Source organism: Collinsella aerofaciens, from assembly GCF_040926185.1.
Lineage (GTDB): Bacteria > Actinomycetota > Coriobacteriia > Coriobacteriales > Coriobacteriaceae > Collinsella > Collinsella aerofaciens_BC.
On the sequence record NZ_JBCOIQ010000024.1, the window covers coordinates 1 to 14,673 of the forward strand.

Consider the following 14,673-nt stretch of genomic DNA (forward strand, 5'->3'; position numbering starts at 1 on the left):
GGGGCCGCGGGGGCGTTCAGCTAACTGCGGGAATGGCCTATTTGCTCAATGTGTTCGGCTGAGATCGGAAATCAACCCGGGGCGGGTCTGGGCCGATTGTCTCAATCTGCAACAGCTGCTCAGCAAAAACCGGCCGAACCGTTACAGATCAAGACAGAGCTCAGCCACGCAAAACAACATCTCGATCTGTAACAGTTAGAGCTCATTTTCCCCGCTAGATGTTACAGGTTGAGATGTTTGACAGGGACTGCCAACGATTGAGCGGCCACCCTCATCTGTATCGGAATGTCATGCATTTCTTTCCGTACTGGACACCCCCAGGGGGTATGGGTGTATAGTATCGGTGGGTTAACATTTCCGACACTACGCCACAGAAAGGAGAAGCCATGGCTCAAGATAAGTTTGACGTGGGCGGCATGACGTGCGCCGCTTGCCAGGCACACGTGGACCACGCCGTCAGCAAGCTCGACGGCGTCCAAAGCGTCGCCGTCAACCTGCTCGCCGGCTCCATGCTGGTCGACTATGACCCCGCACAGGTCTCCCCCGACGATATCTGCACCGCCGTCGACCGCGCGGGCTACTCGGCCTCGCCCGTCGATGCGGGCACCGGTGCCGCCAGCTCAAACGGCAGCACGCAAGTCAGGTCCGGCGCCGCCCATATGGAGTCGCCAACCAAAAAGCTGGAGGCCGCCGCCTCTGCCATGCGCACCCGCCTCATCATCTCAATCATCTTTCTCATTCCGCTGTTCTACATAGGCATGGGACACATGCTCGGCTGGCCGCTGCCCAGCGTCTTCACCGACCACACCCACAGCATGACGTTGGCGCTCACCGAGCTCGTCTTGCTCATCCCCATCGTCTACGTCAACGACGCATACTTTATCAACGGCTTCAAGTCGCTCGTGCACGGCGCGCCCACCATGGACGCCCTCATCGCCGTCGGCGCCACCGCGTCGATCGCCTGGTCGCTCTACGCTATGTTCATCATGGCCGACAAGCTGGCCGCAGGTCAGGTGCACGAGGCCATGATGACGAGCATGGACAACCTGTACTTTGAGAGCGCGGGCACGATTCTGTCGCTCGTCACCGTGGGCAAATACCTCGAGACGCGCAGCAAGTCCAAGACCGGCGGCGCTATCGAGGCGCTCATCGATCTGGCGCCCAAGACTGCGACCGTCGTTGCCGATGACGGCACCGAGACCACCGTCGACGTCGACAGCATCCTACCCGGCCAAGTGCTGCGCGTGCGCCCCGGAGAGTCCATCCCTGTCGATGGCGTGGTGCTCGAGGGCAGCTCGGCCGTGGACGAGAGCGCGCTCACCGGCGAGTCCATCCCCGTGGAAAAGACCGCCGGCGACACCGTCAACGCCGCCACGGTCAACCGCACCGGATCGTTTACCTTCCGTGCCACGCGCGTGGGCGCCGACACGTCGCTTGCCAAGATCATCCAGCTCGTCGAGGACGCCAATGCCACCAAGGCGCCTATCGCCCGCCTGGCCGACAAGGTCGCCGGTGTGTTCGTGCCCGTGGTGTTCATGATCTCGGCCGTGACCTTCGTGGTGTGGATAGCGCTGACCGGCAGCGTGAACGAGGCGCTCACCTCCGCCGTGGCCGTGCTGGTAATCAGCTGTCCGTGCGCACTGGGTCTGGCCACGCCCGTCGCCATCATGGTGGGCACCGGCAAGGGCGCCGAGATGGGCATTCTGTTTAAGAGCGCCGAGGCGCTGGAGAATCTGCGCAACGTGGGCACCGTGGTGCTCGATAAGACCGGCACCGTCACCCGCGGCAAGCCGGCCGTGACCGATATCGTGGTGGCCACGCGCGCCGACGGCTCGCCCGCCATGAGTGAAAAGGCGCTGCTCAAGTTGGCCGCCGCGTTAGAGCGCTCGAGCGAGCACCCGCTGGCCGAGGCGATTATGGCCGAGTGCGAGTCGTGCGGAATCGTCGCACGCATGGTCGAGGACTTTGCCGCCGTGCCCGGTCGTGGCGTTACGGCACGCGAGGGGCAGAATATCATCGCGGCCGGCAACGTGCGCTTCATGGGCGAGTTGGGCGCTGCCGTGCCTACGGACCTTGCCGAGCAATTTGCCACCGAGGGCAAGACGCCGCTGTTCTTTGCCAAGAACGGCGAGCTTGCCGGCACCATTGCCGTGGCTGACGAGGTCAAGGAGACGAGCGCCGGGGCCATCGCCGCACTGCGCTCGCTTGGCGTCGACGTGCGCATGCTCACCGGCGACAACCGCGTGACGGCCGAGGCCATCGCCCGCCGCGTGGGACTGAACAGCAAGCAGGTCATCGCCGACGTCCTCCCCGCCGACAAGGAGCGCCACGTGCGCAATCTGCAGGATGCGGGCAGCAAGGTCGCCATGGTGGGCGACGGCATCAATGACTCCCCCGCCCTGGCGCGCGCCGACGTGGGCCTTGCTGTCGGCACCGGCGCCGACATCGCCAAAGAAGGGGCTGATGTGGTGCTCATGCGCAGTGACCTCATGGATGTTGCGCGGGCCATCGAGCTTTCGCGCGCCACGATCCGCAACATCAAGCAGGACCTGTTCTGGGCGCTGTTCTACAACGGCATCGGCATTCCGCTGGCGGCGGGCGTGTTCTTCCCGCTCACCGGATGGCAGCTCTCGCCGATGTTTGGCGCTGCGGCCATGAGCCTGTCGAGCGTATGTGTCGTAAGCAACGCTCTGCGCCTAAAATCCTTTAAGCCCAAAGCGGCAAAATAGGATCGCCATTAAGTCCATTTAGAACGGGTTTTCCAGGTGCCCGAGATTGACCTGAAAGAGGAGCGACGCGTACTTTGGTACGCGAGCGACGGCTTGAAGGTCAAGGTCGGGTGCCTGGGAAAGCCGACACAACAGAGAGGAATACCCATGCGTTTCACAATTAAGACTTCCGGCCTTATGTGCGGCCACTGCGACGCCACCGTCGAGACGGCGTTGCTCAACGTGGCCGGCGTGACCGACGCCGACGCCGATCACGAGACTCAGACCGTACAGGTGGAGTGCGCCGACACCGTGACCGCTGAGCAGCTCGCTGCCGCCGTCGAGGGCGCCGGCGAGAAGTTCCACGCCCTTTCGGTGACCGCCGCATAACGACCCGCACGTACCCCCGACCAGAAACGAGGACCCGCCATGATGGCAGACCATAAATCGGTGACCCGCATGCTCAAGACGGCACGCGGTCAGATCGACGGCATCCTGCGGATGGTCGAGGAGGACCGCTACTGCGTCGATATCTCCACACAGCTCATGGCCACACAGGCGCTCCTCGCGCGCATTAACGCCGACGTGCTCAAGGCGCATATCGAGGGCTGCGTGACTTCGGCAATCGAATCGGGCGACGAAGACCTCAAAGCCGCCAAACTCGCCGAAATCGAACGCGTCGTCGACAAACTCTCCAAGTAATTGGGGCATTGGGGACAGGTACGTTTGCACCGTCTTGGTATTCCGGGGACAGGTATGTTTGCACCACATTGGTGCAGATTAACCTGTCCCCCTTGCTCTAAATCGGGTATAAAGGCGTGCAGCATATCGAACGAAAGGCAATTTGCATGAATGACTTTATGAAGGGTCGCAATGGTGCCGATGAACTCACCATCGTGATGGGTTTTGCCGGCATCGTCATCGCGATGATCGGATCGATAGCCCGCATCCAGTGGCTCAGCTGGATTGCCATCGCCGTAATCGTGATTGGCGTGCTGCGCGGCCTGTCCAAAAATATCGACGCACGTCACAAGGAGAACGAGGCCTTTGTCGCCGCGACTGCAAACGTACCCGGCTTGGGCAAGTTTGTAGCTAGTTTGGGCGGCGGAGCTGCAGCGGCCAACGCCTCGCGCGCAGCCGGTACTAGCAAGGAAGACTTTGAACGTGCCAAGCGCACAGCCAAGAAGATGTGGAAGGGCCGCAAGACCACGGCCTATCTTAAGTGCCCCAACTGCGGCCAGATGCTCTCCGTTCCCAAGGGCAAAGGCAAGATCCGCGTCACCTGCCCCAAGTGCCATGCCAAGATGGAGACGCGCTCATAGCCGCCATACCATGGGACAAATAAAAGCCGAGGCCTCGCACTGGGACCTCGGCTTTTTCTGATTATGACAAAAGGATTGTCCCTTTGTCGCATCACCATATCGCGCGCTTACGCCACGCCATCGCGGGCAAGCTCCTCGGCCAACGCCTCGGCAGGCATGGCCATAATCGCGTCGAGCTCGGCGTCCACCTCGAGGATGCGCTTCACCTTGAGCTTGCGCACCAGATCGCCGCGACACATCACGTGCATCGGCTCACGCAGAGCGCACAGGTCATCGAGCGGGTTCTCGCGCGTCACCAAGATATCGGCAGCCTTGCCGCACTCAATTGTGCCGGTCTCGCCGCCCAGCCCCAGCAGCTCGGCATTGACCTGCGTGGCCGTATGCAGCGCGAAGGCGTTACTCACACCCACGTACTTGGCAAAATAGGCCACCTCACGCCACATGTCGTACTGCGTCACGAACGGGCAGCTCGAGTCCGTGCCAAGGCCCACCTTAACGCCAGCTTCCAGTGCGGCACGGGCGCTCTCGATGATGCCCGAGCACACGATGTCGCCGTTCTTCTTTTGTGTATCGGTCGAATGGGTCTTTTCCGGGTCGAGCAATACAAACGGCAGCGCCGGGCTGATAGTGCAGGTAACGCTGGGCGCACGCCCCTCGAGCTGCGTGCCCGCGGTGCCACGGCACAGCTCCAGAATCTCGGACGTCAACGGAGCGCCGTGCTCAATCGTGTCAACGCCGGCCTCAAGCGCAACCTTCACACCCTCGGTACTCTCGACATGGGCCATGACCGGAAGGCCCATATCGTGCGCCGCCTTGCACGCCGCCGCGGCAACCTCCACCGGCATACGCAGCACGCCCGGCTCGCCCACCTCGGTCGCATCGAACACACCGCCCGTTACGAACAGCTTAATGACGTCGGCACCGCGCGCATACAGGTCGCGCACCTGTTCGGCTGCCTCGGCGGGACTGTTTGCCACCTGGGCGAACAAGCCCGCACCATGGCCGCCCGGCACCGTGACGCCCGTTCCCGGCGCCACCAGGCGAGGACCTTGATACTTGCCGGCGTCGATGGCATTACGAACGGCGATGTCGGCAAACAGTGGGTCGCCCGCGCCGCGCACCGTGGTCACGCCGCTTGCCAGTTGTTGTTGGGCGCTGCCCTTAAGAATATGGCGCACGATGGCGCGCCCCACGGGATTATCGAGCTTCTTCATCAGCGCGCCCGCATCGCCCGCCGAAACCGGCTTGCCCGAACCGCACAGATGCACATGCATATTGATGAGACCGGGCATGAGATACGCACCTGCCAGGTCGATGACCTCGGCACCTGCAGGTGCCTGCGCCACAGCACTCGGCCCCATCCACGTGATGACACCGCGCTCAACAGTCACGGCCATATCGGGTTGCGGCTCCATATGCTCCGAACCATCCAGGACGGTCGCATTGATAAACAACGTGGAACGATCGGCAGACGCCATATCGAGCTCCTCCCTCGCAATTAACTTGAACATTTGTCCATTATCACCTAATGCAGCGAACTAAAGTCAAACATATCGGTTAACGGAGGGAAGAGGGGATGTGGGGGACGGAATACGTTGCAGCCCCATCCCAGCAACATCAGGGGAATGTCTCGAACTGTAACAGGTACAGGGTTATTGGGCCCCTTGATGTTACAGATCGAGACATTCGGTCGACGTTTCACCGGTTTGTCTCGATCCGTAACAGTTACGAGCTCAAATAACCTCTAAACGTTACAGATTGAGACAAAACCTCTCAGCGCCCATACCACCGGCATCTCCATTCCTCAGCCAAATCAGCCCGTCGCGGAATACCCGCCAGCCTCATTTTCTCGACCAGCTTCCCCGGGTCTTTGAGTTCGTTAAACGTAAACCGAAGCACCTTATGCCCGAGCATTGTCAGATGGGACTCCCGTTGACGTTCTGCCACGAATGGGTCGACCGACTCCCGACCCTCGCCGTTCTGCAAGGTGTACTTCCCCTTTCCGTCGAGCTCGCCGATGACACACGTCCCGTTCTCGAGCCGCCAAAAATAGTCGACGCGAAACACCTGGCTCGGATCGAGCGGGTCGCGAAACTCCACCTGCAGCTCCGGAACCGGAAAGCCGTACGCAATAAAGAACGCTCGGAACCGAGACTCGCCGCCGTTTTCGGACAGCCCGTCCGCATACGACGCAATCACCTGTGCCCTGCGATACCCTCGCCTGCCCTTACAATCGACGCGGAGGCGCTCGCACAAATCCCCACGCGATACGCCTTTCGCCCGCAGTGCAGAATCGGCAATCGCCAACCCGTAGGAGAACGGCGCACGCAGCAAGCAATCATCTACCGTGCGCCAAAACGGCGTCGCCCACACGCCGTCGACTTGTTCAAGCGCACCCGCCGCCTGCGGACGCAACAGCCGACATCCTGCACTCAGCGGCACCGAGCAACCTGTCTTAACAAGATAACGCGGCCCGAGCAGATCATTCGGCACCTCCAGACCCCATATCAGTGCGGCGTCATATCCCCAAAACGCCCAATCGGGATGAAATTCCGCAAGCCCTCTGATAGTCCTCAGTGCTCGCTCCGTCAGCGTCAATGCATCCCAATCATGCTGAAAACAGAACAGGTACGGCTCGGGCTCCGCAATATCGTCGGTTCCAACATGGCGTCGCAACCACATGAGCTCGGTATTGTCATGCGTTGCGAGCAGCGTACCTTGCTCGGTCGCCTCCGTGAGCCGCGCGAGCATCCTGTTCCGCGCCAACGTGTTGCGAGTCGCATGTTTGTGTTTGAGAACGGTATTAGACACTTTCATCACCACCACGTCAGACAAATGGACCATCGTCACCGTTGCCTCCGCTGACAAATGTCTTGATCTGTAACAGGAAGACAGTCTTTGAGCCTCTAGTTGTTACAGAACAAGATCTTTCGGCAGCCGCCAACCTTCCGTCTCAATCTGTAACAGTTACGGGCCCAAACAGCCGCCAAACGTTACAGATTGAGACAAAGTCAGGGCAGCAGGGCGACGCCAGTCACATCCCTTACTCCCACTCCTGCTCGTAGATGTTGAGCGACTTTACGTACCGCCCCTGGGCGCCCATGATGTCGCGGACCAGACGCAAGAAGAAACTGATGCACGAGGTGTCAAAGCCATCCTGCAGGTCCTCCGGATGCACCGCACCAGGCCCATCGACCGCCGTGTCACTCAGGCGTGCGATGTCATACAGATAGAGTTGTCCCGCCGTCAGCCAGACATCGTCGACGCAGGCGAGGCGCACCGCAATCGCTCCGTCGCTCCAATGCTCCTTTTGCACGATATGCGGATCGTAGACGTCAAAGCGACGGTCGGTGCGTGTGTCCTTCAGCGCGACCATACCAGTCGCAGGATCCTTGTCCAAAATGCCAAAGCGCGAGAAATACTGCGTGTCGCATACCTGCTCGAGCCGCTTGAGCGAGGCAGGCGAAAGCGATGCCGGCGGCTCATCAACATACAGCTCGAGCAGCGTCTTGCCATGGCGATAGGGGCGCTCGAAGAGCAGCCAATCGGTAAATGCCATGTTGTAGGCCATGATTTCGTTTTGGGAAGGCTCGGTGCAATAGCCGAGCCACGGGTCGACAATGATCTCGAACTGCTCGCGCGCCGGCTCCAAAAACTGAAACTTCCGCAGCATCCAAAAATGGGCCATGTCGGCAATATCGTTGCCAACGGCTTCGGCCAGATGCGCTCGGTCTAAAACGTGGTCAGTCACGGCATCCTCCTCAAACTGATGAACCTCAATTTGAGCTTACGAGGAGGGTGGGCAGCCACTGTCAGCACGGACAAAATAGGCCTCCGGCTGCAAACCAACTGCTGACCAAACACTTGACGGGATGCTTGACCGAAAATGCGCACCGCAATAAAACCGCAGGTAAACATAGACGGCCAACCCGCCCTTTTGAGCCATATGCCCACAGCCACCACAGAAACAACAGGTGACCACAGCTCAAAAAGACGCCGAATGGACACTCGCGCGTCGACAAACGAACAAATCGGTCGCAAACCCGCAAGAAGTGTCCCCGAATGCCGACCCAAAAGGAACGTCCCCAGCATGCCGGCACTTGGGGACGTTCCTTTTGGGCCGGCCGTTGGGGACAGCCCTTGACGATTCAGCTGTGGACAGCCGCCTTACAGCTCCAGCGCCTCGGCGACTTCGGCAGCGCAGGCCAGGGCGTCGGCCATGGCGCTCACTACGAGCGAGCTGCCGTTGCGGGCGTCGCCGGCCACATACACCGGCGCGGCATCCGCGGCGACGCCCTCGCCACGCGCCGCAAGATGCGAGCCCTCGGCGGCCATCACAGGCAGCGGACGACCAGCGGTGGCAACGGGCACGCCAACGGCGTCGAACACACTGTGCTCCGGGCCCGTGAAGCCGCAGGCGATGAGCACCAGCTGCGTCGGCACCTCGTGCTCGGAGCCCGCGATGCGCTCGGGCTTTCCCGCCGACCAGTCCAGATCGACCACGCGCAGGCCCGCGGCAGCGCCCTTCTTATCCAGCAGCACCTCGAGCGTATCCACGCCCCAAGCGCGCATCTCGCCGCCCATGGCAGCGATGACCTCCTGCTGGCCGTAATCGGTCTTCTTCACGTTGGGCCACTGCGGCCAGGGGTTGCTCGCCGCGCGCGCATCAGGCGCCGCCGGCAAGAACTCAAACTGGCGCACGCTGCGCGCACCCTGACGTACCGCGGTGCCCACGCAGTCGTTACCGGTATCGCCGCCGCCAATGACCACGACGTCCAGGCCGCATGCATCGACGACAGGCTCGCCGCCATCGAGTATCGAGACGGTCGAGGCCGTCAGGTAGTCCACGGCATACACCACGCCGGGTGCGTCAATATTCTCAGCAGCCAGTCCACGCGGGGCGCGAGCACCGGCAGCCACCACGACGGCGTCAAAGCCATTGAGCTTGGCCGCCACCGCAGGGTTCGTAACGTCAGCGCCCAGCTCAAAGACGATACCCAGCTCGCGCATAAGTGCCACGCGACGCTCGACCACGGACTTCTCGAGCTTCATGTTGGGAATGCCGTACATGAGCAGGCCGCCCGGGCGGTCATCACGCTCAAATACCGTCACACAGGCACCGCGACGTGCAAGCTCCCATGCTGCCACCAGACCAGCAGGACCGGAGCCCACCACGGCAACCGTGGGTGCGCCCTCCCCCGCCGGCTCAAAGCGGCGCGGACCGCCATTTGCCCACTCATGGTCGCTGATCGCGCGCTCGTTGTCGTGAATCGTCGTGGGCTGACCGTCGACCGAGCCCAGGTTGCACGCGGCCTCGCACAGCGCCGGGCACACACGGCTCGTAAACTCGGGCATAGGCGAGGTGAGTGACAGACGCTCGGCAGCCTCGTCCCAGCGGCCGCGATACACTAGCTCGTTCCACTCGGGAATCAGATTGTGCAGTGGGCAGCCACTCGGACGCGCCTTGCCAAAGCTCGCGCCCATTTGGCAAAACGCCACACCGCACATCATGCAGCGGCTCGCCTGGGCACGGCGCGCATCGTCGTCGAGCTCCACGTACAGCGGATCGAAATCGCGGCTGCGCTCCTCCACGGGGCGCAGCTCGTGGGTCACGCGATCGATATCAAGAAAAGCACCGGGCTTACCCATGGCACTTACGCCTCCTTCTTGGTCGAAGCAACAGAGCTGGCGGCGGCGGGCACAGCGCCAGCGACACCACCCGCCACATCAAAGCGAGCGACATCAGCGGCGTCGGCGCGACCGGTCACAATGTCAAACGCCAGCTCCTCGGCCTGCGCATGCGTCTTGCCGACGGCCTCGGCGGCGGCGACAATCGCCAGCACGCGCTCGTACTCGGTCGGAATGACCTTCACAAAGTGCTTGCTCATCGTCTCAAAGCTGTAGAGCAGCTTAATGCCGCGCGGGCTCTGCGTCGCGTCCACGTGCTCCTGGATGAGCTCGCGAATCTGTGCCAGCTCACCGGCCGTCGGGGCCTTGAGCTCAACGCTCTCGTGGTTCACACGGGCATCGAGGGTGCCGTACTGGTCAAAGACGTAAGCCACGCCGCCCGTCATGCCGGCGGCGAAGTTCTGCCCGACCTCGCCCAAAATGAGCGCCAGGCCGCCCGTCATGTACTCGCAGCCATGGTTGCCGCAGCCCTCGACCACCACGGTGGCGCCGGAGTTGCGAACGCCAAAGCGCTGGCCGGCCAGGCCGTTAATGAAGCCACGGCCGCTCGTGGCGCCAAAGAACGCCACGTTGCCCACGATGATGTTCTCGTCGAACTTGTAGGTCGCACGCGGGTTGGGGCGCACGGAGACCTCGCCGCCCGAAAGGCCCTTGCCAAAGTAGTCGTTGGCGTCGCCGCACACGTTGAGCGTCACACCGCGCGGCAGGAACGCGCCAAAGCTCTGACCGGCCGAGCCATCGCAATCGATGGTGATGGAACCGGCGGGCAGGCCCTCGGGATGCGCCTTGGTCACCGCGTTGCCCAGGATGGTGCCCACGCAGCGGTTGACGTTGGCGATATCGGCGCGGAAGCGAATCGGGCGCAGGTGCGCACGGGCATCGGCCGTATAGGGCACAAACAGCGTGGAGTCGAGCGTCTTGTCGAGCTCGCTGTCCGCAGCCATCTGGGGCAGGAAGTGACGGCCGTCGGCGCCCGGGATGTGGGCACCAAACTCACAGGTCACGCTTGCCAGCACGGGCGACAGATCGAGCAGGTTGGCCTTGCGGTTGCCCGGGACCTCGATCTGGCGCAGGCACTCGGGATGGCCGACCATCTCGTCGACGGTGCGGAAGCTCAGGCTCGCCATGACCTCGCGCAGCTGCTCGGCCACAAAGAGCATAAAGTGCTCGACGTGCTCGGGCTTGCCGCGGAAGCCGCGACGCAGGCGGCAGTTCTGCGTGGCGATGCCGGCCGGGCAGGTGTCCTGCTGACAGTCGCGCTGCATGAGGCAGCCCATGGAGATGAGCGGCATGGTCGCAAAGCCAAACTCCTCGGCACCCAGCAGGCAGGCGACGGCAACATCGGTGCCGTCCATGAGCTTGCCATCGGCCTCGAGCACCACGCGTGAGCGCAGGCCGTTTTGCAGCAGCGTCTGCTGGGCCTCGGCAAGGCCAAGCTCCAGCGGCAGACCGGCGTGCCAGATCGAATCGCGCGCCGCAGCACCGGAGCCGCCGTTGTGGCCGCTGATCAAGATCTTGTCGGCGGCACCCTTGGCCACACCGGTGGCGATGGTGCCGACGCCGGCCTCGCTGACCAACTTGACCGACACGCGTGCGCCGGGGTTGGCGTTCTTAAGATCGAAGATAAGCTCCGCCAGGTCCTCGATGGAGTAAATATCATGGTGCGGCGGAGGCGAGATCAGGCCGATGCCGGGCGTGGACTGACGGACCTCGGCGATCCAGGGGTAGACCTTCTTGCCGGGCAGGTGGCCGCCCTCGCCGGGCTTGGCGCCCTGGGCCATCTTGATCTGAATCTCGAAGGCGCTGCACAGGTAGCGGCTCGTCACGCCAAAGCGCGCGCTTGCCACCTGCTTGATGGCGGAATTCTTGGAGTCACCGTTAGCCAGCGGGGTCTCGCGACGCGGGTCCTCGCCGCCCTCGCCCGAGTTGGAACGGCCGTGCAGGCGGTTCATGGCGATGGCCATGCACTCGTGTGCTTCCTTGCTGATGGAGCCGTACGACATGGCGCCGGTGTTAAAGCGGCGGACGATGTTGAGCGCGGGCTCCACCTCGTCGAGCGAAACCGGCGTGCGACCGTTGGCATTAAAGTCCAGCAGGTCGCGCAGGCGCACGGCGCGGCCGGTGCGGTGCAGGCGGGCGCTGTACTCCTTAAAGGTGTCGTAGCTGTCCTCGCGGCAGGCGGTCTGCAGCAGGTAGACGGTCTGCGGGTCGATAAGGTGATCCTCGCCGCCGAGCGGGCGCCACTTGGTCAGGCCCAGCGTGGGCAGCTGCTCAGGCGCGGGGCTCTTAAGGATGGCGAGCGCGGCGTCGTAGCGCTCGTTCTGCTCGCGCTCGACGTCCTCGACACCCATGCCGCCCACACGGCTCACCGTGCCGGCAAAGTACGCATCGATGAACTTGGTGGTAAAGCCCACGGCCTCGAAGATCTGCGCGGAGTGGTAGCTCTGCACCGTGGAGATGCCCATCTTGGACATGATGGAGACGATACCTGCCGTCGCAGCCTTGTTGTAGTTGTCGATGCCTTGCTCGGCCGTCACGTCCAGGTCGCCACGTGCCGCCAGATCGCGGATGCACGCATGCGCGTTGTACGGATAGATGCCACTCGCGGAGTAACCCACCAGCGCCGCGAAGTCGTGCGGGGACACGGCGTCGCCGCACTCCACCACGATGTCGGCAAAGGTGCGCACGCCGGCACGAATCAGGTGATTGTGAACGCAGCCCACGGCGAGCAGCGACGGCACGGGCACCTCGCCCGCGGCAGCGCGGTCGCTCAGCACCACGATGTTCACGCCGTCGCGGACCGCGGCCTCGACGTCCTCGGCAAGCTGTTTGAGTGCAGCCTGCAGCGCGCCTTCGCCAGCGTCGCGGCGGTACACGGCACGGAAACGGCGGGTCTTAAAGCCCACGCGGTCGATGGCGCAGATGCGGTCGAACTCTTCCTCGTTGAGCAACGGGCGCTCTAGGCGCACCAGCTGGCAAGCCGTGCGGGAGTCCTCGAGCAAGTTGCCGTGATTGCCCAGGTAGAGCGTGGTCGAGGTGACCATATGCTCGCGCAGGGCGTCAATCGGCGGGTTCGTGACCTGGGCGAACAGCTGATAGAAATAGTCGTAGAACGAGCGTGTCTTCTTGGACAGGCAGGCCAGCGGCGCATCGATGCCCATCGAGGCGAGCGGCGCCTTGCCCTGCTGGGCCATGGGGCGCACGACCTCGTCGACATCGTCCCAGTGATAGCCGAGCTTGGCCATGCGCACGGCAGCGGGCACCTCGGCGTCCTCAGCCGGCGTCGCCGCGGCGGGCTTATCGAGCGCGTCGACGGTCAACGTCTCCTCGGCGATCCAGTCGCGGTAGGGCTTTTCCTTGGCGTAGCGGGCGCGCAGCTCGTCGTTGTAGATCACGCGGCCGCGGGCAAAGTCGACCTCGAGCATCTGGCCCGGTCCCAGGCAGCCGCTCGTCAGGATGTTCTCGGGGCGCACCTCAATGGTGCCCACCTCGCTCGCCAGCATAAAGCGGCCGTCGCGCGTCACGTAGTAGCGGGCCGGGCGCAGGCCGTTGCGGTCGAGGGCGGCGCCCAGGGTGCGGCCGTCGGTAAAGGCGATGGCGGCCGGGCCATCCCACGGCTCCATGAGCATGGACTGGTAGGCGTCGTAGGCGCGGCGCTCCTCGCTCAGGCTGTCGTTGTGGTCCCACGGCTCGGGCAGCAGCATGGACGCGGCACGCGTGAGCGGACGACCGTTCATGACCAGGAACTCAAGCACGTTGTCTAGAATCGCGGAGTCGGAACCCTCACGGTTGATGATGGGCATCACGCGCTCAAGATCGTGCTGCAGCACGGGGCTGTACAGGTTGGGCTCGCGGGCGCGAATCCAGTTGACATTGCCCTTGAGGGTGTTGATCTCGCCGTTGTGGATGATAAAGCGGTTGGGGTGCGCGCGCTCCCAGCTGGGCGTGGTGTTGGTGGAGTAGCGCGAGTGGACGAGCGCCACGGCCGTCTTGACGGCGGCGTCGTTGAGATCGATGAAGAAGCGGCGCATCTGCGTGGCGACCAGCATACCCTTGTACACGATGGTGCGCGAGCTCATGGAGCACACGTAGAAGATCTTGTCGCGCAGGGCAAACTCAGCGTCGGCCTTCTTCTCGATGGTGCGGCGGCACACATACAGACGGCGCTCGAAGGCGTCGCCCGCCGGCGTGTCGTCCGGACGGCCCAGGAAGGCCTGCAGGATAGTGGGCATGCAGGCGCGGGCCGTCTCGCCCAGGTCGTGCGGGTCGACCGGCACCTCGCGCCAAAAGAGCAGCGGCACGCCGGCCTCGGCGCAGCCCTCCTCAAACACGCGGCGGGCATCCTCTACGCCCTTGTCGTCCTGCGGGAAGAACAGCATGGCCACGCCATAGTCGCCCTCTGCCGGCAGAATCTGGCCGCACTTTTGAGCCTCTTTGCGGAAAAAGTGATGCGGAACCTGGAACAGGATGCCGGCGCCGTCGCCGGTGTTCTTCTCGAGTCCCGTACCGCCGCGGTGCTCCAAGTTGACCAGAATGGACAGTGCGTCGTCCAGAATCTGGTGATGGCGCTCGCCGTTGATATCGGCAAGCGCGCCGATGCCACACGCATCGTGATCGAATTCGGGGCGATAAAGGCCCTGCTGCTGAGCGGAATCTGCCTGCATCGCGATCCTCCCCTAAATATTAGACAATCAGTTGAATAGGCATACTAGGAGCATCACCGGCCCGTTGTGTTTCCCGCCCGTTTCGAAACAATCGCGTAACGCACGCCCTACGAGTGGACACCGCCGACCTCAAGGACGACAACAAGGGCCCCAAGTTCGGCCTGTAAGCTCACCGCTTCAAACATCTCAATCTGTAACAGGAAGACCCAATTTTGGCGCCTAGATGTTACAGATTGAGATGTTTTCGAGAGACAGTTCCGAATGTCTCGATCTGTAACACGAAGGGCCGGT

At 62.8% G+C, this 14,673-nt stretch carries 9 protein-coding genes; 4 read left to right on the plus strand and 5 right to left on the minus strand.

The window, feature by feature from the left end:
- Window positions 1-386 precede the first annotated feature (386 nt).
- From AB5750_RS08650 to AB5750_RS08665, 4 genes are all read left to right on the plus strand, one after another.
- Window positions 387-2,729, plus strand: coding sequence for a heavy metal translocating P-type ATPase (locus AB5750_RS08650; RefSeq protein ID WP_368146072.1), 2,343 nt, complete (start codon window positions 387-389; stop codon window positions 2,727-2,729).
- Window positions 2,730-2,876: 147 nt separating this feature from the next.
- Window positions 2,877-3,098: a heavy-metal-associated domain-containing protein gene (locus AB5750_RS08655; protein ID WP_055251893.1), complete on the plus strand. Its 222-nt coding sequence runs from the start codon at window positions 2,877-2,879 to the stop codon at window positions 3,096-3,098.
- A 39-nt stretch (window positions 3,099-3,137) separates the two neighbouring features.
- A complete protein-coding gene (locus AB5750_RS08660; protein WP_022094020.1) occupies window positions 3,138-3,410 on the plus strand; it encodes a metal-sensing transcriptional repressor in 273 nt (90 codons plus the stop codon).
- A gap of 146 nt (window positions 3,411-3,556) precedes the next feature.
- Window positions 3,557-4,030, plus strand: coding sequence for a hypothetical protein (locus AB5750_RS08665; protein WP_055310332.1), 474 nt, complete (start codon window positions 3,557-3,559; stop codon window positions 4,028-4,030).
- 107 nt (window positions 4,031-4,137) lie between these two features.
- On the opposite strand, the gene AB5750_RS08670 is transcribed toward AB5750_RS08665, so the two are convergent.
- The 5 genes from AB5750_RS08670 to gltB all read right to left on the minus strand — a co-directional run bounded on the left by AB5750_RS08670 (window position 4,138) and on the right by gltB (window position 14,382).
- The gene (locus tag AB5750_RS08670) at window positions 4,138-5,508 is read right to left on the minus strand and encodes an amidohydrolase family protein (protein WP_368146071.1); all 1,371 of its coding nucleotides are present in this window, start codon (window positions 5,506-5,508) and stop codon (window positions 4,138-4,140) included.
- Window positions 5,509-5,803: 295 nt separating this feature from the next.
- A complete protein-coding gene (locus AB5750_RS08675; protein WP_148334164.1) occupies window positions 5,804-6,880 on the minus strand; it encodes a hypothetical protein in 1,077 nt (358 codons plus the stop codon).
- A 193-nt stretch (window positions 6,881-7,073) separates the two neighbouring features.
- The gene (locus AB5750_RS08680; protein ID WP_148332042.1) at window positions 7,074-7,781 is read right to left on the minus strand and encodes a hypothetical protein; all 708 of its coding nucleotides are present in this window, start codon (window positions 7,779-7,781) and stop codon (window positions 7,074-7,076) included.
- Window positions 7,782-8,197: 416 nt separating this feature from the next.
- A complete protein-coding gene (locus AB5750_RS08685) occupies window positions 8,198-9,679 on the minus strand; it encodes a glutamate synthase subunit beta (protein ID WP_368146069.1) in 1,482 nt (493 codons plus the stop codon).
- Between the two features lie 5 nt (window positions 9,680-9,684).
- Window positions 9,685-14,382 carry a glutamate synthase large subunit gene (gltB, locus tag AB5750_RS08690; protein ID WP_368146068.1) on the minus strand — a complete coding sequence of 1,566 codons (4,698 nt, stop codon included), beginning with the start codon at window positions 14,380-14,382 and terminating at the stop codon, window positions 9,685-9,687.
- Between the last annotated feature and the right edge of the window lie 291 nt (window positions 14,383-14,673).

Excerpts from the sequence above, each read along its gene's own strand:
- AB5750_RS08650 (WP_368146072.1), top strand. The coding sequence starts at position 387 with ATGGCTCAAGATAAGTTTGACGTGGGCGGCATGACGTGCGCCGCTTGC.
- AB5750_RS08655 (WP_055251893.1), top strand. The coding sequence starts at position 2,877 with ATGCGTTTCACAATTAAGACTTCCGGCCTTATGTGCGGCCACTGCGAC.
- AB5750_RS08660 (WP_022094020.1), top strand. The coding sequence starts at position 3,138 with ATGATGGCAGACCATAAATCGGTGACCCGCATGCTCAAGACGGCACGC.
- AB5750_RS08665 (WP_055310332.1), top strand. The coding sequence starts at position 3,557 with ATGAATGACTTTATGAAGGGTCGCAATGGTGCCGATGAACTCACCATC.
- AB5750_RS08670 (WP_368146071.1), bottom strand. The coding sequence starts at position 5,508 with ATGGCGTCTGCCGATCGTTCCACGTTGTTTATCAATGCGACCGTCCTG.
- AB5750_RS08685 (WP_368146069.1), bottom strand. The coding sequence starts at position 9,679 with ATGGGTAAGCCCGGTGCTTTTCTTGATATCGATCGCGTGACCCACGAG.
- gltB (WP_368146068.1), bottom strand. The coding sequence starts at position 14,382 with ATGCAGGCAGATTCCGCTCAGCAGCAGGGCCTTTATCGCCCCGAATTC.